Annotated in this window: 20 protein-coding genes; 13 read left to right on the forward strand and 7 right to left on the reverse strand. The window is 60.2% G+C overall.

What is annotated here, in order from left to right:
- Positions 1–94 precede the first annotated feature (94 nt).
- From eat to ACEN2T_RS18775, 13 genes are all read left to right on the forward strand, one after another.
- Positions 95–1,528 carry an ethanolamine permease gene (gene eat, locus ACEN2T_RS18715; RefSeq protein ID WP_181640283.1) on the forward strand — a complete coding sequence of 478 codons (1,434 nt, stop codon included), beginning with the start codon at positions 95–97 and terminating at the stop codon, positions 1,526–1,528.
- Between the two features lie 52 nt (positions 1,529–1,580).
- A complete protein-coding gene (locus tag ACEN2T_RS18720) occupies positions 1,581–2,975 on the forward strand; it encodes an ethanolamine ammonia-lyase subunit EutB (RefSeq protein ID WP_099603283.1) in 1,395 nt (464 codons plus the stop codon).
- A complete protein-coding gene (gene eutC / locus ACEN2T_RS18725) occupies positions 2,972–3,805 on the forward strand; it encodes an ethanolamine ammonia-lyase subunit EutC (protein ID WP_032884577.1) in 834 nt (277 codons plus the stop codon). Before ACEN2T_RS18720 ends, eutC begins: the two co-directional genes overlap by 4 nt.
- A gap of 91 nt (positions 3,806–3,896) precedes the next feature.
- Positions 3,897–4,355, forward strand: coding sequence for a GNAT family N-acetyltransferase (locus ACEN2T_RS18730; protein ID WP_032884576.1), 459 nt, complete (start codon positions 3,897–3,899; stop codon positions 4,353–4,355).
- Positions 4,356–4,656: 301 nt separating this feature from the next.
- Positions 4,657–5,313 (forward strand): DedA family protein, encoded by a 657-nt coding sequence (locus ACEN2T_RS18735; protein ID WP_032884575.1) that lies wholly within the window; start codon positions 4,657–4,659, stop codon positions 5,311–5,313.
- A 6-nt stretch (positions 5,314–5,319) separates the two neighbouring features.
- A complete protein-coding gene (locus ACEN2T_RS18740) occupies positions 5,320–6,135 on the forward strand; it encodes a zinc-dependent peptidase (protein ID WP_442117299.1) in 816 nt (271 codons plus the stop codon).
- Positions 6,136–6,243: 108 nt separating this feature from the next.
- Complete coding sequence (ppa, locus tag ACEN2T_RS18745; protein WP_003176323.1) at positions 6,244–6,771, forward strand: inorganic diphosphatase; 528 nt, start codon at positions 6,244–6,246, stop codon at positions 6,769–6,771.
- 211 nt (positions 6,772–6,982) lie between these two features.
- Positions 6,983–7,759 (forward strand): LexA family transcriptional regulator, encoded by a 777-nt coding sequence (locus ACEN2T_RS18750; RefSeq protein WP_095186197.1) that lies wholly within the window; start codon positions 6,983–6,985, stop codon positions 7,757–7,759.
- Positions 7,760–8,181: 422 nt separating this feature from the next.
- Complete coding sequence (gene ycaC, locus ACEN2T_RS18755; protein WP_027605204.1) at positions 8,182–8,814, forward strand: isochorismate family cysteine hydrolase YcaC; 633 nt, start codon at positions 8,182–8,184, stop codon at positions 8,812–8,814.
- Positions 8,815–9,079: 265 nt separating this feature from the next.
- Positions 9,080–9,322, forward strand: coding sequence for an exodeoxyribonuclease VII small subunit (locus ACEN2T_RS18760; RefSeq protein ID WP_003176346.1), 243 nt, complete (start codon positions 9,080–9,082; stop codon positions 9,320–9,322).
- Complete coding sequence (ispA, locus tag ACEN2T_RS18765; protein WP_032884572.1) at positions 9,319–10,206, forward strand: (2E,6E)-farnesyl diphosphate synthase; 888 nt, start codon at positions 9,319–9,321, stop codon at positions 10,204–10,206. The genes ACEN2T_RS18760 and ispA overlap by 4 nt, the downstream gene beginning before the upstream one ends.
- Before the next feature lie 111 nt (positions 10,207–10,317).
- Complete coding sequence (gene dxs / locus ACEN2T_RS18770; protein ID WP_095186196.1) at positions 10,318–12,216, forward strand: 1-deoxy-D-xylulose-5-phosphate synthase; 1,899 nt, start codon at positions 10,318–10,320, stop codon at positions 12,214–12,216.
- 140 nt (positions 12,217–12,356) lie between these two features.
- On the forward strand, positions 12,357–14,246 hold the full coding sequence (locus ACEN2T_RS18775) for a TonB-dependent receptor domain-containing protein (protein WP_442117300.1): 1,890 nt from the start codon (positions 12,357–12,359) through the stop codon (positions 14,244–14,246).
- A gap of 19 nt (positions 14,247–14,265) precedes the next feature.
- On the opposite strand, the gene ACEN2T_RS18780 is transcribed toward ACEN2T_RS18775, so the two are convergent.
- From ACEN2T_RS18780 to ribH, 7 genes are all read right to left on the reverse strand, one after another.
- Complete coding sequence (locus ACEN2T_RS18780; RefSeq protein ID WP_442117301.1) at positions 14,266–15,054, reverse strand: cobalamin-binding protein; 789 nt, start codon at positions 15,052–15,054, stop codon at positions 14,266–14,268.
- Complete coding sequence (locus ACEN2T_RS18785; RefSeq protein WP_095186193.1) at positions 15,051–15,467, reverse strand: nuclear FMR1 interacting 1 family protein; 417 nt, start codon at positions 15,465–15,467, stop codon at positions 15,051–15,053. Before ACEN2T_RS18785 ends, ACEN2T_RS18780 begins: the two co-directional genes overlap by 4 nt.
- Positions 15,464–16,081: a GTP cyclohydrolase II gene (ribA, locus tag ACEN2T_RS18790; protein ID WP_032884567.1), complete on the reverse strand. Its 618-nt coding sequence runs from the start codon at positions 16,079–16,081 to the stop codon at positions 15,464–15,466. Before ribA ends, ACEN2T_RS18785 begins: the two co-directional genes overlap by 4 nt.
- Before the next feature lie 128 nt (positions 16,082–16,209).
- Positions 16,210–16,938 carry a substrate-binding periplasmic protein gene (locus tag ACEN2T_RS18795; protein ID WP_181643749.1) on the reverse strand — a complete coding sequence of 243 codons (729 nt, stop codon included), beginning with the start codon at positions 16,936–16,938 and terminating at the stop codon, positions 16,210–16,212.
- A 66-nt stretch (positions 16,939–17,004) separates the two neighbouring features.
- On the reverse strand, positions 17,005–17,970 hold the full coding sequence (gene thiL, locus ACEN2T_RS18800) for a thiamine-phosphate kinase (RefSeq protein ID WP_032884565.1): 966 nt from the start codon (positions 17,968–17,970) through the stop codon (positions 17,005–17,007).
- Between the two features lie 18 nt (positions 17,971–17,988).
- Positions 17,989–18,489, reverse strand: a complete 501-nt coding sequence (gene nusB / locus ACEN2T_RS18805; protein ID WP_032884564.1) for a transcription antitermination factor NusB — start codon at positions 18,487–18,489, stop codon at positions 17,989–17,991.
- The gene (gene ribH, locus ACEN2T_RS18810; protein ID WP_003176356.1) at positions 18,486–18,962 is read right to left on the reverse strand and encodes a 6,7-dimethyl-8-ribityllumazine synthase; all 477 of its coding nucleotides are present in this window, start codon (positions 18,960–18,962) and stop codon (positions 18,486–18,488) included. Before ribH ends, nusB begins: the two co-directional genes overlap by 4 nt.
- Between the last annotated feature and the right edge of the window lie 43 nt (positions 18,963–19,005).

Below are 19,005 nucleotides of genomic sequence, written 5' to 3' on the forward strand. Positions count from 1 at the left end.
CCCCTCCCACACTTAGATCGTCACAAGTACTTGCGAATAGCATTCGGCACACAGAGGCCGAGTTAAAAACAATAACAACGAAAGGTACTTCTTCATGCCTAGCGAACCGACTGGATCTTCTGTCGACTTCGAAAAAGTCGACTCCCAATACTTCCAACAACGCGAACTTAAAAAAGGCGCCGCCGGCTGGGTGCTGTTAGTTGGGCTCGGCGTTGCCTACGTTATTTCCGGCGACTACGCCGGCTGGAACTTTGGCCTCGCCCAGGGTGGCTGGGGCGGTATGTTCCTCGCCACATTGCTGATGGCCACCATGTACCTGTGCATGTGTTTCTCCCTGGCCGAACTGTCTTCGATGATCCCTACCGCTGGCGGTGGCTACGGCTTTGCCCGCAGTGCCTTCGGGCCTTGGGGCGGTTTTCTCACGGGCACGGCCATTCTGATCGAATACGCCATAGCCCCCGCCGCCATCGCGGTGTTTATCGGCGCTTACTGCGAGTCGCTGTTCGGCATTGGCGGTTGGATGATCTACTTGGCGTTCTACATCATCTTTATCGGCATCCACATCTTTGGCGTTGGCGAAGCCTTGAAGCTGATGTTTGTCATCACTGCCATAGCCGCGATTGCACTGGGCGTGTTCCTGGTGTCGATGGTGCCGCACTTCAACGTCGCCAACTTGCTGGATATTCCGGTGACCGAGGCCAAGGGCGCCAGCACCTTCCTGCCGTTTGGCTACGTCGGCGTGTGGGCGGCAATTCCCTACGCGATCTGGTTTTTCCTCGCCGTAGAAGGCGTGCCGCTGGCCGCCGAAGAAACCAAGAACCCCAAGCGCGACCTGCCTCGTGGCCTGATCGGCGCCATTGTGGTGCTGACCAGCTTTGCCTTGTTGATCCTGGTGATTGCACCGGGCGGCGCGGGCACTTACGCGTTAATCAAATCCGGGAACCCGCTGGTGGAAGCGCTGGCGTTGTCCTACGGCGGTTCGACCTGGATGGGCAGCTTCGTCAACCTGGTTGGCTTGGCCGGACTGATCGCCAGCTTTTTCTCGATTATCTATGCCTATTCGCGGCAGATCTTCGCCTTGTCCCGTGCCGGCTACCTGCCGCGCAAGCTGTCTGAGACCAACAAGAGCAAGGCACCGGTACTGGCGCTGGTGATCCCCGGCATTATCGGTTTCGGCCTGTCGCTGACCGGCCAGGGGGATTTGCTGATCCTGGTGGCGGTGTTTGGCGCGACCATTTCCTACGTACTGATGATGGCCGCGCACATCACCCTACGCATCCGTCGCCCCAAAATGGACCGTCCTTACCGCACGCCGGGTGGCATTTTCACTTCAGGGGTTGCCTTGGTACTCGCCTGCGTGGCCGTCGTTGCGGGCTTTCTGGTGGATCCACGGGTGGTGATTGGCGCCGCGATCATCTATGGAGTATTAATTGCTTACTTTGCTTTCTACAGCCGGCATCACTTGGTAGCAGGCACGCCCGAAGAGGAATTCGCGGCGATCCAGGCCGCAGAGGCCGCCTTGCACTAACTGCCGTAAACCTCGACGCGGGCTGCTGCCCGCGTCGTCAAGGAGACACTGTATGGCAAGCTTTTCCCACGCGGTGGGTGCACAAACCTACCGCTTCGACAGCCTCAAGGACGTGATGGCCAAGGCCAGTCCCGCGCGCTCCGGAGACTTTCTCGCCGGCGTCGCCGCGCAGAACGACGGTGAGCGGGTGGCGGCGCAAATGGCGCTGGCAAATATCCCGTTGAAACACTTTCTTGAAGAAGCGCTGATCCCCTATGAAAGCGATGAAGTCACCCGACTGATCATCGACACCCACGACAAGCAGGCTTTCGCCGTTGTCAGTCACCTGACCGTCGGTGGCCTGCGCGACTGGCTGCTCAGCGACGCCGCCGATGAACATTCCCTACGCGCCTTGGCGCCGGGTCTGACACCGGAAATGGCTGCTGCGGTGTCCAAGATCATGCGCGTGCAGGACTTGGTACTCGTGGCGCAGAAGATCCGCGTCGTGACCCAGTTTCGCGGCACCATGGGCCTGCGCGGTCGCCTGTCGACCCGCCTGCAACCTAACCACCCGACCGACGAGCCGGCGGGCATCGCTGCGAGCATTCTCGACGGCCTGTTGTACGGTAACGGCGACGCCATGATCGGCATCAACCCGGCCACCGACAGCATCGCCTCGATCTGCGCGATGCTGGAGATGCTCGACGCCATTATCCAGCGCTACGAAATCCCCACCCAGGCCTGTGTGCTGACCCACGTCACCACCTCCATCGAAGCCATCAACCGCGGCGTGCCACTGGATCTGGTGTTCCAGTCGATTGCCGGCACCGAAGCGGCCAACGCCAGTTTCGGCATCAACCTGAATGTGCTGCAGGAAGGCTACGACGCGGGCTTGAGCTTGAACCGGGGCACTCTGGGCCAAAACCTGATGTATTTCGAAACCGGCCAGGGCAGCGCCTTGTCGGCCAATGCGCATTTTGGCGTCGACCAGCAAACCTGCGAAACCCGCGCCTATGCCGTGGCACGGCATTTCAAACCGTTTCTGGTAAACACGGTGGTCGGGTTTATCGGCCCCGAGTACCTGTACAACGGCAAGCAGATCATCCGTGCCGGCCTGGAAGACCACTTCTGCGGCAAATTGCTGGGTGTACCGATGGGTTGCGACATCTGTTACACCAACCACGCCGAAGCCGACCAGGACGACATGGACACCCTGCTGACCCTGCTGGGCGTGGCCGGGATCAACTTCATCATGGGTATCCCCGGCTCCGACGACATCATGCTTAACTACCAGACCACCTCGTTCCACGACGCCTTGTACGCTCGCCAGACGTTGGGTTTAAAGCCGGCACCGGAGTTTGAACAGTGGCTGGCAAAAATGGGCATTTTTACGCAAGCCGACGGCAAGGTGCGCTTCGGCAACAGCCTGCCACCGGCGTTTCGCCACGCCCTGGCGCAATTGGGATGAAGGAGCCGCCTGTGCAACTCGACCTGCCTGAAAACCCGTGGTTGGAACTGCGGCGCCTGACCCCGGCGCGTATTGCCTTGGGCCGTACCGGTACCAGCATTCCTACCAACGCCCAGCTTGATTTCCAATTTGCCCACGCCCAGGCGCGGGACGCGGTGCATCTGCCTTTCGACCATGCTGGCCTTAGCAGTCAACTGGCCGAACGTGGGCGTGACAGCCTGTTGCTGCACAGCGCCGCAACCGACCGGCATAGCTACTTGCAACGTCCGGATTTGGGGCGGCGCTTGAGCGACGAATCGGCCCAGAGCCTGCGGGATTACGCAGCAGCGCATCCCGGCGGCGTGGACCTGGCGGTCGTGGTGGCTGATGGTCTGTCGGCGCTGGCAGTGCATAAACATACGTTGCCGTTTCTTACGCGCATGGAAGAACAAACCCACGCCGAAGGGTGGTCCTTGTCGCCGGTGATCCTGGTGGAACAGGGGCGCGTGGCGGTTGCCGACGAAATCGGGCAACTGCTCGGCGCCAAAATGGTGGTGATCCTCATCGGCGAACGGCCGGGGCTCAGTTCGCCGGACAGTCTGGGGCTGTATTTCACTTACAACCCCAAGATCGGTCTCACCGATGCCTATCGCAATTGCATCTCCAACGTGCGCTTGGAAGGCTTGAGTTACGGGATGGCGGCCCATCGTTTGCTGTATTTGATGAAAGAGGCGTGTCGCCGGCAGCTCTCGGGGGTAAACCTCAAGGATGAGGCGCAGCTGCAGACCATCGAGTCCGACGATCCGAACCTGATGAAAGGTAATTTCCTGCTCAGCCCACCGCAGGACTGATCCCGGCACGATTGCGCTTTTTGGCGTCTTTAGGCAGCATCAATTCACGGCCGCACGTGTGGTCATACCCATCTGGAAGTTGAGGCCTGGCATGCGGATTACTCAAGCGACCCTGGAACACCTGGACCTGTTGACCCCGCTGTTCGTCAAATACCGCGAGTTTTATGGGGCCCTGCCGTTCCCGGACTCATCGCGGGCTTTTTTGGAAAAGCGCCTGCGCCGCAAGGAGTCGGTGATTTACCTGGCCTTGGCCGATGATGACGACAAGAAGTTGCTTGGTTTTTGTCAGTTGTATCCGAGCTTTTCGTCGCTTTCGCTCAAGCGGGTGTGGATCCTCAATGACATCTACGTAGCCGAAGACGCACGTCGGCAGCTGGTGGCGGATAACCTGATGCGCACCGCGAAAAAGATGGCCAAAGAGACGCACGCAGTGCGGCTGCGGGTGTCGACCAGCAGTGACAACCAAGTGGCGCAGAAGACGTACGAGTCAATCGGGTTTCGTGAAGACACCGAGTTCAAGAACTACACCTTGCCGATCAGCGAAGACTGACTCCCGGACACCGTGGACACCTTGTGGGAGGGGGGATTGCCCCCGATAGCGGTTTGTCAGTCAGACTATTTATAACTGACCCACCGCTTTCGCGAGCAAGCCCGCTCCCACATTGATTTCTGGCGATCTTCAGACCTCACGCCACGACATCCCCCGCTACAAAACCAACACGCTTTTCACCTCTCAATCCGTATAATGCGGACCTTTCAGGGTTGTAAGAAATGCGGCATACACTTGTAGCCTTATTACCCGAGCTTCCGCACAGGCCCGCTGAGCCGGGCCGTTCACACAGGTGCCATCCATGGATTTCAACCCGCTCGACCTTATCCTGCATCTCGACGTCTACCTCGACCTGCTGGTAACCAATTACGGTCCGTGGATCTACGCCATTCTGTTTCTGGTCATCTTTTGCGAAACCGGTCTGGTGGTCATGCCGTTCCTGCCAGGCGACTCTTTGCTGTTTATCGCCGGAGCCATCGCCGCAGGTGGCGGCATGGACCCGGTATTGCTGGGCGGCCTGTTGATGTTGGCGGCAATCCTCGGCGACAGCACCAACTACGTAATCGGACGAACAGCTGGAGAACGCCTGTTCAGTAACCCGAACTCGAAGATTTTCCGCCGCGACTATCTGCAAAAAACCCACGATTTCTACGACAAGCACGGCGGCAAAACCGTGACCCTGGCGCGCTTCCTGCCGATTCTGCGCACCTTTGCGCCGTTCGTGGCCGGCATCGCGAGAATGCCCTACCCACGGTTCTTCGGATTCAGCGTGCTGGGCACTATCCTCTGGGTCGGCGGCCTGGTGACCCTGGGCTACTTCTTCGGCAACGTGCCCTTTATCAAGAAAAACCTGTCGCTGCTGGTGGTGTTCATCATCCTGCTGTCCCTGGTGCCGATGATCATTGGTGTGTTCCGCAGCCGTTTTGGCCGCACTTCCTCCGAAGCCAAGCAGCAGTAACCTGCGATGTGGTCCCTCAGCGCCTGGCGTCGCCGGCGCCTGCTGACCAAGCACCCGATTGCCGATGAAACCTGGCAACGGGTGCGCCACCACCTGACCTTCCTCGACGGTATCAGCGCCGAGCAGGACCAGTGGTTGCGCGAAGCCTGCGTGGTGTTTCTCGCCGAAAAACACCTCACCGCCCTGCCGGGCGTCGAGCTGCACCAGGAACAACGCCTGCTGCTCGCCGCTCAGGCGCAATTGCCACTGATGAACCTCGGCGACCTCGACTGGTATCAGGGCTTCCACGAAATCGTGTTGTACCCCGACGACTTCCTGAGCCCCCAGCGCCATCGAGACAGCAGCGGCATCGAACACGAGTGGGACGGCGAACACAGCGGTGAAGCCTGGCAGCAAGGCCCGGTGATCCTCGCCTGGCCGGGCGTACTCGCCAGCGGCCAGTGGGAGGGCTACAACCTGGTGATCCACGAACTGGCCCACAAACTCGACATGCTCAACGGCGACGCCAACGGCCTACCGCCGCTGCACCACGACATGCGCGTGCAGGAGTGGGCCAGCGTGATGCAAAGCGCTTATGACGATCTCAATCGCCAGTTGGACGCCAACCCGGACGCCGACACCGAGATCGACCCCTACGCCGCAGAAAACCCGGCGGAATTCTTCGCAGTCACCAGCGAATATTTTTTCAGCGCCCCGGATTTACTGGTCCGCACTTATCCACAGGTGTATGCCCAACTCAGTCGCTTTTATCGCCAAGACCCCTTGGCCCGCCTGACCCATCTGCAAGCCCACGACCCGCGTTATCAGCCACAAGACGAATGACCGTACGACGTCTGGCGCATGGCATCGCCGTCAGAATATGCCTATAATCGCCGCCACTTTTAGGCCAATCCGGCCATGTCATATGGCCAACTACGGGGGCAACGCCCAATGAGCTACAGCAAGATTCCGGCTGGCAAAGACCTGCCGAACGACATCTACGTCGCCATCGAGATTCCGGCCAACCACGCGCCGATCAAATACGAAATCGACAAAGACAGCGACTGCCTGTTCGTTGACCGTTTCATGGCCACCCCAATGTTCTATCCGGCCAACTACGGTTTCATCCCGAACACCCTGGCTGACGACGGTGATCCCCTCGACGTGCTGGTCGTAACGCCTTACCCGGTCACCCCTGGTTCGGTCATCCGCGCACGTCCGGTCGGCATCCTGAACATGACCGACGACGGCGGCGGCGATGCCAAAGTTATCGCAGTCCCACACGACAAGCTGTCCCAGCTGTATGTGGACGTGAAGGAATACACCGACCTGCCACCACTGCTGCTGGAACAGATCAAGCACTTCTTCGAGAACTACAAAGACCTCGAAAAAGGCAAGTGGGTGAAGATCGACGGTTGGGGCAACGCAGACGCCGCCCGCGCCGAGATCATGAAGTCGGTTGCAGCCTACAAAGGCTGATACCCGCTCTTCATTGCCCCGGCAATTAAAAAGCCCCGATTATTCGGGGCTTTTTTGTGGGAAAACTAAACAACAAGTTCAAAAATTAGTACATGCCGTTCAACTAAGCGATACAACTGAAAGATCAAGCCACAACTAAGCAAAAACCTACAGGCGCAATTCAACGCATGGTTTATTTGATTGGTTTTCTTGGCCAGTAAACTCTGCGTTTATGAATACATCAGGTGATCGTTTAAAAGTGCTATTGCAGGAAGTTCATCTTTCCGCATCCGACTTCGCCAAAAACCGTGGTGTCACGCCTCAACACGTGAACAACTGGTTCAAACGCGGTGTACCCATGGGCCGACTCAACGAGTTTGCAGAACTTCTCTGCGTCTCCAGCCGTTGGCTGCGCACCGGCGAAGGCCCCAAACACCCACCGGCCAACTTCCTGCTGGAAGGCCCAGACGCCCGGAAAGGACTGCCCAGCACCCGAGAAGGAGGCGGAAAATACCTCACAGGCCCAACCTGCCCTCCGGAACCACTCGATGTGGAGATTCCCCTCCACCCCACATTCACCTCAACCGAGCGCATACGCGTCTCCCTGCATACCCTCGAAACCCTTACCGTCAACCCTGACCGCGCGGTAGGCGCCTACATGGTCGACAACAGCATGATCGACATCATCCAACAGGGCGCCACCCTCGCCATCGACAAAGGCCGCACCCAAATCATTGATGGCGAAATCTACGCCGTCGAACACGACGGCATGCTGCGCATCAAATATCTCTACAACCGTCCAGGGGGAGGGTTGCGCATGCGAAGCCACAACGCCAGCGAACACCCGGACGAATACCTCAACCATGAAGAACGCTTCGAGCAGAACTTCAAAATCGTCGGCTGGATATTCTGGTGGTCCACCCTCAACAACCGCCGCCCGCCCGTTCCGCTGGATGAGCACCTATTAGGCTGGGAAGGCTCTAAATCGGAACCGGAGGTGGGCATTTAAGGTGAATGTGGGTATCATGCGCCGCACATTTGGCAGGGGGTGGCTTAAGGCTAACCACCCTGCTCGGCGAAGCGGAGGAGTTCCCGCGGATGCCCCTACTATTCAGCCCGACGCAATGTGGGCTGAGCGATTTGAAGGCTGGTGAGGTTTGTCAAAAACAAGCTGAGGCAGTCCCCGAGAAGCCGGCCACAAGCCGGCTTTTTAATGCCTCTAATAATCTCCCCCCCTGCAAATCAAGCCAACGTGCACCCATCCTCTTTGCCTCCGCTCGCTCCCAACGCCATGCCCAGCCTCCATCCTTTGTCCCTTTTTAGTTGACAGTAAGACTCCCCTCGCCCGATTTATCCTCCAATCACGACCCATTAATCTGTGCCCATGTTGAACGCAACGCCAAACCCACTTAAACAAAAAAGGATTCAACCATGAGCACTCCGACCTACAACCGCTTGAACAAAGACGACGCCGTAGTCCTGCTGGTCGACCACCAGACCGGCTTGATTTCCTTGGTGCAAGACTTCTCGCCCAACGAGTTCAAGAACAACGTGCTGGCACTGGCCGACCTGGCCAAATTTTTCAACCTGCCGACCATCCTCACCACCAGCTTTGAGCAAGGCCCCAACGGCCCTCTGGTGCCTGAGCTGAAGGAGATGTTCCCGGACGCGCCGTACATCGCTCGTCCTGGCCAGATCAATGCGTGGGACAACGAAGACTTCGTCAAGGCGATCAAGGCTACCGGCCGTAAGCAGATCATCATTGCCGGCGTAGTGACGGATGTGTGCGTAGCATTCCCGACCTTGTCGGCGCTGGCAGAAGGGTTTGAGGTGTTTGTGGTGACCGATGCGTCCGGCACGTTCAATACCACCGTGCAACAAGCGGCATGGAGCCGGATGACGCAAGCCGGTGCACAGTTGATGAACTGGTTCTCGGTGGCGTGTGAGCTGCATCGCGACTGGCGCAACGATATCGAAGGCCTGGGCAATCTGTTGTCCCAGCGTATTCCCAACTATCGCAACCTGATGAATGGTTATGCGGCGCTGACAGCCCATCAGAAATAAGTCAGCCGAAATTCCCGATAAGCCTGCCTTGAAAAGCAGGCTTTCGGTGTTCACATGAGCGTAACCCGCCAGTTCACGCTCAACTTGCTCGAGGCTTGGCAACTGTTTTGCAACTGCCGGCAACCTCCCCATCCCGCGTGTTGCGGGACCACCTGTGTTCAATCGACGGTGCGATTTACCACCTCGTAACTCCCACCACTCATTTGCCCCACTCCCCCATGTCTGCTAGTGTCCCGCCGGTTTACCGTCTACCGGAATAGCCGCCATGGCCCGCAAAAAAGTTGCACTCGATTTCGAACAATCCCTCGCCGACCTGCAAACCTTGGTCGAGCGTCTGGAGAATGGCGAGTTGTCGCTGGAGGACTCGCTGACGGCGTTTGAGCAAGGCATCGGCCTGACTCGCGACTGCCAGAGCGCGCTGGCGCAGGCGGAGCAGAAGGTGCAGGTGTTGCTGGAGCGTGACGGGGAGTTGGCCGAAGAACCTTTCGATGCGGAACAGCCGGAATGATCGACGCGTATCAGGCCAGTAGCCAAGCCCGGGTGAATGCGGCGCTGGAGCCCTTGTTTGTTGCGCCCAGCCCAGAAATGAACCGTCTCTATGCAGCCATGCGCTATAGCGTGATGAATGGCGGCAAGCGTGTGCGCCCGTTGCTGGCGTATGCGGCGTGTGAAGCCCTCGGTGCGCCTGCCGAGCAGGCCAACGGCGCGGCGTGTGCGGTGGAGCTGATCCACGCTTATTCCCTGGTACACGACGATTTGCCGGCAATGGACGACGACGATCTGCGTCGCGGCCAGCCAACCACTCATAAAGCCTTTGATGAAGCCTATGCGATTCTGGCCGGTGACGGCCTGCAAAGCCTGGCGTTCAGCGCATTGCTGGACCCGGGCTTGAGCAGCGTCAACGCCGAGACTCGCCTGCGCATGGTCACCGCCCTCGCCCACGCTGCGGGCCCGGCCGGTATGGTCGGTGGGCAGGCGATCGACATGGGTTCGGTCAGTCTCAAGCTGGATCAAAAAGCTCTGGAACATATGCATCGCCACAAGACCGGCGCGCTCATCGAGGCTGCCGTGCACCTCGGTGCCCTGGCCAGTGGCCGTGCCGAAGCTGCGCAGTTGGCGGCCTTGCAGACGTATTCCCGCGCCATCGGCCTGGCTTTCCAAGTGCAGGACGACATTCTCGACGTGGAAAGTGACACGGCCACCTTGGGCAAGCGCCAAGGTGCCGATATCGCACGGGACAAACCGACTTATCCTGCGCTGCTTGGTCTCGACGCTGCCAAGGCATATGCCCTGGAACTGCGCGACCAGGCCCTGGACGCCCTGCGACCTTTCGACGCGGCAGCCGCGCCACTGCGTGACCTGGCGCGGTATATCGTCGAACGCCGCCACTGATAACAGCGGCCATTGCAGCCGCATATCGGCCAAGTTCGGCGCTCTGCGTGGGCAGTTTGCGATGCTTGAGGTAAACTGCCGCCTCTTCTTATACCTATAACGATTCGCCTGATGCCCACGACGTTTCAAGAGATTCCCCGCAAGCGCCCGTCCACGCCCCTGCTCGACCGTGCTGTCACGCCGGACGGCCTGCGTCGTCTGGGTGAAGCCGAGCTGGAAACCCTGGCCGATGAACTGCGCCTGGAATTGCTCTACACGGTCGGTCAGACCGGTGGGCATTTTGGTGCAGGCCTGGGCGTCATCGAGCTGACCATCGCGTTGCATTACGTGTTCGATACCCCGGACGACCGGCTGGTGTGGGACGTGGGCCATCAGGCGTATCCGCATAAAATCCTCACCGGCCGACGCGAGCGCATGAGTACCCTGCGCCAAAAGGACGGTGTTGCCGCCTTCCCGCGTCGCGCCGAGAGCGAGTACGACACCTTTGGCGTCGGTCACTCCAGCACCTCTATCAGTGCAGCGCTGGGCATGGCGATTGCCGCCCGCCTGCAAAACAGTGATCGCAAGGCGATTGCGGTGATCGGTGATGGCGCGTTGACCGCCGGCATGGCCTTCGAAGCGCTGAACCATGCGCCTGAAGTGAACGCCAACATGTTGGTGATCCTCAATGACAACGACATGTCGATCTCTCGCAATGTCGGTGGCCTGTCCAATTACCTGGCAAAAATCCTCTCCAGCCGTACCTACGCCAGCATGCGCGAAGGCAGCAAGAAGGTGCTCTCGCGTCTGCCCGGCGCGTGGGAAATTGCCCGACGCACCGAAGAATATGCCAAGGGCATGCTTGTCCCCGGTACCCTGTTCGAAGAGCTGGGCTGGAACTACATCGGCCCTATCGACGGCCACGACCTGCCCACTCTGATCGCCACGCTGCGTAACATGCGCGACCTCAAAGGCCCGCAGTTCCTGCATATCGTCACCAAGAAAGGTAAAGGCTTCGCCCCGGCGGAAGTCGACCCGATTGGTTACCACGCGATCACCAAGCTGGAACCTGTGGACGCCCCAGCCGCTGCGCCGAAAAAGGCTAGCGGGCCGAAGTATTCCGGTGTGTTTGGCGAATGGTTGTGCGACATGGCCGCTGCCGACTCGCGCCTGGTGGGCATTACCCCGGCGATGAAGGAAGGCTCCGACCTGGTGGCGTTCAGCGAGCGTTTCCCGCTGCGCTATTTCGACGTGGCGATTGCCGAGCAGCACGCGGTGACTTTCGCCGCCGGCATGGCCTGTGAAGGCGCCAAGCCAGTAGTAGCGATTTACTCCACTTTCCTGCAACGCGGTTATGACCAGCTCATTCACGATGTGGCGGTGCAGAACCTTGACGTGCTGTTCGCCATCGACCGCGCGGGTCTTGTAGGCGAAGACGGCCCAACTCACGCCGGCAGCTTCGACCTGTCGTACCTGCGTTGCATCCCCGGCATGCTGGTAATGACGCCGAGCGACGAGAACGAACTGCGCAAGATGCTCAGCACTGGCCACCTGTATAACGGCCCGGCCGCCGTGCGTTACCCGCGTGGTAATGGCCCGAATGCAGTGATCGAAAAAGATCTGGAGCCGATCGAGATCGGCAAAGGCATCGTGCGTCGCCAGGGCAGCCAGGTCGCGTTCCTGGTGTTCGGCGTGCAATTGGCCGAAGCACTGAAAGTCGCCGAAAAGATCGACGCGACCGTGGTCGATATGCGCTTCGTCAAACCGCTGGATGAAGCCTTGGTACGCGAGATCGCCGGTAGCCATGAGTTGCTGGTGACCGTTGAAGAGAACGCCATCATGGGCGGCGCCGGCGCGGCAGTCAGTGAGTTCCTGGCACGGGAGAATATCCTCAAGTCGGTGCTGCACCTGGGCTTGCCGGATGTGTACGTCGAGCACGCCAAGCCAGCGCAGATGCTGGCGGAGTGCGGCTTGGACGAAGCAGGGATCGAGGCTTCGGTGCGCGCACGAATGGCGCTGCTGGACCTGTAGAAACCGGATCAACATGTGGGAGGGGGCTTGCCCCCGATAGCGGCAGTTCAGTCAACAACTATGCTGACTGACAGCCGCCATCGGGGGCAAGCGCCCTCCCACATTTGATTTGTGTCACCTTCAAAAGCTGTGAACAGTCTATGAATCGCCTGTACCTTACCCTGCTGCTACTGCCCTCCCCTGAATTGCTCGCCGAAACCCGCGACGAGGCCCTGAAGCTCCCCGAAGTGGTTATCAGCGCAAACCGTCAGGTCCAGGCGCGCAACGACAGCAGCGCCGCCAACTCCGTCTTCACCCGCGATGACATCGATCGCCTGCAACCCACCAGCCTCACTGACCTGCTCAGCCGAGTGCCCGGCGCGCAAGTCGCGCGAACCGGCGGGCGCGGCAGTTTGCCGGGGATCTACCTACGCGGCACTAAATCCGCCCAGAGCCTGGTGCTGGTGGACGGCCAGCGCATCGCCAACACCACGTCCGGCGACAGCGGCCTGCAATACCTGAATATCGACCAGATTGAGCGCGTGGAAGTCCTGCGCGGCTCGCGCTCGGTGATCTACGGCAGCGATGCCATCGGCGGTGTGATCCAAGTGTTTACCCGGCGCAACGCCGAGCAAGGCCTGCAACCGCGCGTGAAACTGGGTTTTGGCGGCAATAACACTTGGGAGCGCAGCCTCGGTCTCTCGGGTGGCGATGAACATACGCGCTTCAACCTTGGGGCGAGCCTGGATGAAACTGCCGGGATCAATTCGACCCACGAATCCTTCCCCAGCGACGGCGACCATGATGCCTATCGCAACCAATCGGTGAGCCTGAACCTCAGCCATTCGTTCAGCGATGCGCTGGAGGTGGGTTTCAACCTGCTGGATAACCGTGGCAAGTCGGAGTACGACAACAGCTTCGGCCGCTACGACATCGTCACCAAGCAGACTGTTGGGCAAAAACCCTACACCGACTACGCCGTGAGCAGCGCCAGCGGTTATATCGACGCCACGTTCAGTGAGCGCTGGCAATCGCGCGCGGAACTGGGCCACAGCGAGAACCGTGACACCAAACGCGACACCCTCAGTGATTATTTCAGCGCATTCAACACCTACCGCGACTCCGTTAACTGGCAGAACGACCTGACCCTGGATGAACAGAACAGCCTGATCTTGGGAGGTGACTGGTACGAAGACCGCTTCCACGGTTCCACCACTTTCACCGAAAACAGCCGCTGGAACCGCGCCGCCTTTGTGCAGCACCGCTTCCGCAGCGAACGGTTCTCCACAGAGCTGGGTTTGCGCCACGACGAGAACCAGCAGTTCGGCGGCCAGAACAGCTGGAGCGGTACGCTCACCGTGCCGGTCAATCCCGACAATGACCTGTTACTGAGTTACAGCGAAGGATTCCGTGCGCCGAGCTTCAACGACCTGTATTACCCGCAAACGCAATACAGCAACCCCAACCTGCAACCCGAAACCTCGAAAAGCTACGAACTGCAATGGCGCAGCCAACTGAGTGACAGCACGCGCCTGGAAGCCTCGGTGTACCGCACCGACCTGAGCAATGCGATCATCCTCGACCGTACCGACAAGCCCCAGAATGTGGCATCGGCGCGCATTGATGGCTTTGAAGCGGCGCTGAAACAGGAACTGTTCGGCTGGCAGGGCAACCTGGGTGTTTCGATCATCGACCCGCGCGACCGGGACAGCGGCCACACGTTGGCCCGTCGTGCACGCCGCACATTGAGCCTGGATATGGATCGGCAATTCGATCAGGTAGGCGTGGGCGCCAGTTGGCAGGCCATCAGCAATAGCTACGACAATGAAGACAACACGCAGCGCCTGGGCGGCTACGGATTGCTCGGGTTGCGCAGCAGTTGGGCGGTTAGCCGAGAAGTAGCGCTGTCGCTGAAGGTTGATAACGTGCTGGATAAATCCTATTCGCGGGCACGTTATAGCTACAACGAGCCGGCATTTCTGAACAATCAGGATTACCGTGAAGAGGGCCGGGCGTGGATGTTTGGTGTGACCTGGACACCTGAAATCTGATTGTCGCCTGGTACTGGCTTCATCGGCTCGGGGCAATTACCTGACACAGCCGCGCCAGCGCTTCCAGCATCTGCCCGCTGGGCCGTTCCAGGCCTTTGTCCGGAACCAACTGTACCCGCGCCGCCATGCTTGGCCAGGCCTTCCAGGCGTCCTTCTGAGCCTGATCGCCCACCAGAATCATCTCGGGATTACGTTGCAACACCGACTCGATGCTGACCTGCGGTGCGGGTAGCTTCAGGTCGTCAAACACGTTGCGCGCACCGCACACGCTCAGCGCGTCGCTGATGATCTGGCCACCGCCCACGGTGTACAGCGGCTGGTTCCACACCTGATAGAACACCCGCAACGGTTCGACACGTTGATAACGCTGGCGCAACCCGGCCAGGCGCTCGCGCAGTTGCGCTGCCAATTGCCGGCCGGCGTCGGCACGGCCTAATTGCTCGGCTATGGCCTGGACTTGGGTGGTCAACTGTTCGAGGCTATGGGGTTCGGCGACGTACACCGGAATATTCAGGCGTTGCAGCTGCTCGCGCTGGGCCGGGCCAACACTGCCGGGCCACAGCAGAATCAGGTCGGGATTGAGGCTGAGCAAGCGCTCCATGTCTAACTGGCCGTAATGCCCCACCGATGGCACCTTCACCAACTCGGCCGGCCGTTCGCCGCCATCAAGCACGCCTACCAGCAGATCGGCAGCACCCAGTTCGACCACGATTTCAGACAGGGATGGCACCAGGCTCACCACCCGCTCGGCGGCCAAGGCTTGTGCACTCAGTGTCAGCAGCAGAAGCGCCAGCCAGCGGCGCATCATCCGAGTTGACGGGGAATGCGGTAGAGGTAAAACAGCACCATCGTCGACAGCGCCAGCAGGAACAGCGGCACCGCTTCCAGGCCAACGAACACCGCCAGCGCGCCCACCCACGCGGGAATCGCCGCCACCAGCAAAGCCGTGCGCCGGCGGGCCGCGAGGGTGATCCAGGCAGCCGGTTCTTCGGGAGTATCGAGAGCTTTTGAGGTGGCGATCAGCGCGTGTTTATAGCCGTGGAAGTAACGCAGGCTTAGGAACATCGAGGCCACGCCAGCGATGAAGAACGGCATCGCCAGCACGGGCAGCAGCGCTACCTGGCCAAACACCAGGTTGAGCACGAACAACGGAAGCAGCGCCAGGGCCAGGTACTGCCACCAGTTGAAGGACAGTCGCCGCTTTACCTGGCCACGGGTCACGCGCGGTCGACCTCGCCCTGATGCTCGTTGCCCATCATATGGTCGAGCTTGCTGGCTTTGGTCGCCAGATAGAGCTTGTTGTGGGGGTTTTGCCCGGTATGCAGCGGCACACGCTCGGCCACGGTGATGCCCATCTCGGTCAAGGCTTTGACCTTGCGCGGGTTGTTGGTCATCAGACGCAGGGATTTCACGCCCAGGTGCTCAAGCATTGGCAGGCAGATCGCGTAGTCACGCTGGTCTGCAGCGAAGCCCAGGCGCTCGTTGGCCTCAACGGTATCAGCGCCGCCGTCTTGCAGCTCGTAGGCGCGGATTTTGTTCAGCAGGCCAATACCGCGGCCTTCCTGGCGCAGATACAGCAGCACGCCACGGCCTTCACGGGCGATGGCGCGCATGGCCGCCTCCAGTTGCGAGCCGCAGTCACAGCGCTGGCTGAACAACGCATCGCCGGTCAGGCACTCGGAATGCACACGACCCAGTACTGGCGCGCCATCCGCGATATCGCCGAGGCTGAGCACAACGTGCTCACGCCCGGTGGCTTCTTCGAGAAAGCCGTTCATGGTGAACGTGGCAAAAGGGGTAGGCAGCTTGGAAGCGGCGACGAAAACGACGGGCACCGTGTGCTCCTGATTTCAGATTTTACAGAGGCGGGCATTGTAACAGCAGGTTCCTGCACACGCTTAAGCTGAATGATCGCTGATAAAGATCAATCGGTTCGATTGGCCTTCATCTCGGTTCTATGCAGTTAGAAGGGATACGGCAGGTTCCAGCGCTGGAAGATCGGCTTCAGCACGCCGCTTTTGACCAGCACGGCCATGCGCTGATCGTACACGGTGCGTAACGAACGGCCGCGCTCGGTATCGGCAAAGCCAACGTATAGCGGCAGGTCGATGATGTGGGTAAGCCTGAACGTGGAAGGGTCTCGCGCCTGTTTGAGGACGTATTGCGTTTCGCTGAGGGCATCGATGTAGAAATCGGCCCGACCATGCTGGAGCATCGGTAAAATCCCATCGCGCCGCTGGATCTGGTTGAAACGTCGCACATTGGGCAAGTACGCCTCGTACCGATAGCCGCGTACCCAGGCCAGGCGGTATTCACCCAGCGTTGCGACGCTCGGAGTCGGGGAGGTTGCCAGCCCAAGGGCGTAGATAGCGTCGGAGTCCAACTTCCAGTGCGGGTAAAGGACGCCCGTGACCTCGTCACGGTAAGAGCCGACCCAACCATCTACCTCACCGCGCTGGGCCAGGCCCACCGAGCGGGTATAGGGCTCGATGCGGGTGTGCAGAGTGATCCCGACCGGCTCGAAGACCTGCCGCAGCACATCCCAGGCCAGACCGCTGCCGTCCGCATTGGTGTAGTCGTCCCAAGCCTCACTGGCAAGCATGATCTTGCCTGGTACAACAGACTCATCCTGCGCCAGGACCCACGCCGGAATGACACACAGCAGTGTCAGCAGCCAGTGGCGCACATCCATGGGTACGACCTCCTGCAATGCCTTGCTTGTGTAATGACGTAGTAGAGGGTAGCGCAGCACGCCGACTCAGGGCGTCTCGCGAAAGTGCTGATAACCCCGGATGGCCGGAGTGATGTCCTGCCCGTTGGCGTCGAGGAGCGTCACACCCTGCCCCGCCTGGACACGGCCAATAACGTGCACCGGCCAACCCGCGGCCAGCAGCGGTGCCAACTCGACGGACGGCAAGGTGAAGGCCAGCACGTAGTCGTCGCCACCGCTCAATGCAGCCACCCGCGCCTGGTCATCACCGACAAACGCCAGCAAGGCGCTGGACAGCGGAAGCTTCTGACGCTCGATCAACAGGCTGACGGCCGACGCCTTGGCGATATGCCCGCAATCGGCCAACAGCCCGTCGGAGATATCCATCGCAGCCGTCGCCTTGCCCCGCAGCGCCAGCCCTAAAGCCAACTGCGGCTGCGGTGACCAGTAATGGGCCAGCAGAGGATCAGCGATGGCCGCATCGGCGTTGCGCTGGCCCAGCACGAGTGGCAAGGCGCCAGCGGCATTGCCCAACTCACCGCCCACGCACAGCAGGTCCCCCGGCTGCGCACCGCTGCGCGTCAACGCTTGGCCCGCTGGCACACGGCCGAACACCGTCAGGGTCAAACTGAGCGGCCCCCGCGTGGTGTCGCCGCCCACCAAGCCCACGCCGCAGCTTAGCGCCATGGCGTTCAAACCCTGGGCATAGCGTTGCAACCAGTCGGCATCGACGGTGGGCGTAGTGAGTGCAAGGGTAAACGCGAGGGGGTTGGCGCCCATGGCAGCCAGATCGCTCACCGCCACCGCCAGCGAACGCTGGCCGAGCAGGAACGGATCGCAAGGGTCGGCAAAGTGCACGCCGGCCACTAAGGTATCGGTGGAGATTGCCAGTTGCTCCCCGGCAGGGAGCGCCAGCAGGGCGCAGTCGTCGCCGATCCCCAAGGCAATGCCCTCGCCGCCCTGCGCACAGGGCGCGGCGGCAAAGTACTTGTGGATCAGCTCAAACTCGCCCATCGAGAACTCAAGCGCAACTTAGCGCTTGTGTTCCTTCACTTCGGCTTCACGCAGGCGCGGAGCCAGCTTGTCGAGCACGCCGTTGACAAACTTGTGACCGTCGGTCGAACCGTAGACTTTCGCCAGTTCGATACCTTCGTTGATCACCACGCGGTACGGCACGTCGACGCGCTTGAGCAGCTCCCAGGTGGACAGGCGCAGTACTGCCAGTTCAACCGGGTCCAGCTCTTCAAGGGTCAGGTCCAGGCACGGCGTCAGTGCAGCGTCGATCTCGGTCAGGTTGGCCGGAACGCCGTGCAGGATGTCGTGGAAATAGCTCTGGTCGGCAAAGGTGAAGTCATTGTCGACGCGAAATTGCGCTTCGATTTCGTTCAGCGAAGTACCGGCCATATGGCGCTGGTACAACGCCTGGGTGGCGAGCTGACGGGCAGCACGGCGCTTTTCGCTCTTCGAAGGTTTGCCGGCGTCCGCTGGACGCTCGTCGCGCGGGTTGAAACGATCGCTCTCGTCGGAAATCACTTGGCCTCCAACTGCGACAGCAGGCTGACCATTTCCAGGGCGGACAGAGCAGCTTCAGCGCCTTTGTTGCCAGCCTTGGTGCCGGAACGCTCGATGGCTTGCTCGATGGAATCAACGGTCAGTACGCCGAAAGCGACTGGCACGCCGAACTCCATGGACACCTGGGCCAGGCCCTTGGTGCATTCGCCGGCCACGTATTCGAAGTGCGGGGTACCGCCACGAATCACAGCGCCCAGGGCGATGATTGCTGCGTATTCACCCTGCTGAGCAACTTTTTGCGCAACCAGTGGAATTTCGAAGGCGCCAGGGGCACGGATAATCGTGATATCGCTTTCGCTCACACCGTGGCGAACCAGGGCATCCACGGCACCGCTTACCAGGCTTTCAACCACGAAGCTGTTGAAGCGGCCAACCACCAGGGCATAGCGGCCTTTGGGGGCGATGAAGGTACCTTCGATGGTCTTCAGGGTCATTCGACAAATCTCTTAAAGAGCCGGGACGCGAAAAGTGCGTCCC

Origin of the sequence: Pseudomonas sp. W22_MBD1_FP4 (assembly GCF_052113765.1) — a bacterium.
Classification (GTDB): domain Bacteria; phylum Pseudomonadota; class Gammaproteobacteria; order Pseudomonadales; family Pseudomonadaceae; genus Aquipseudomonas; species Aquipseudomonas sivasensis.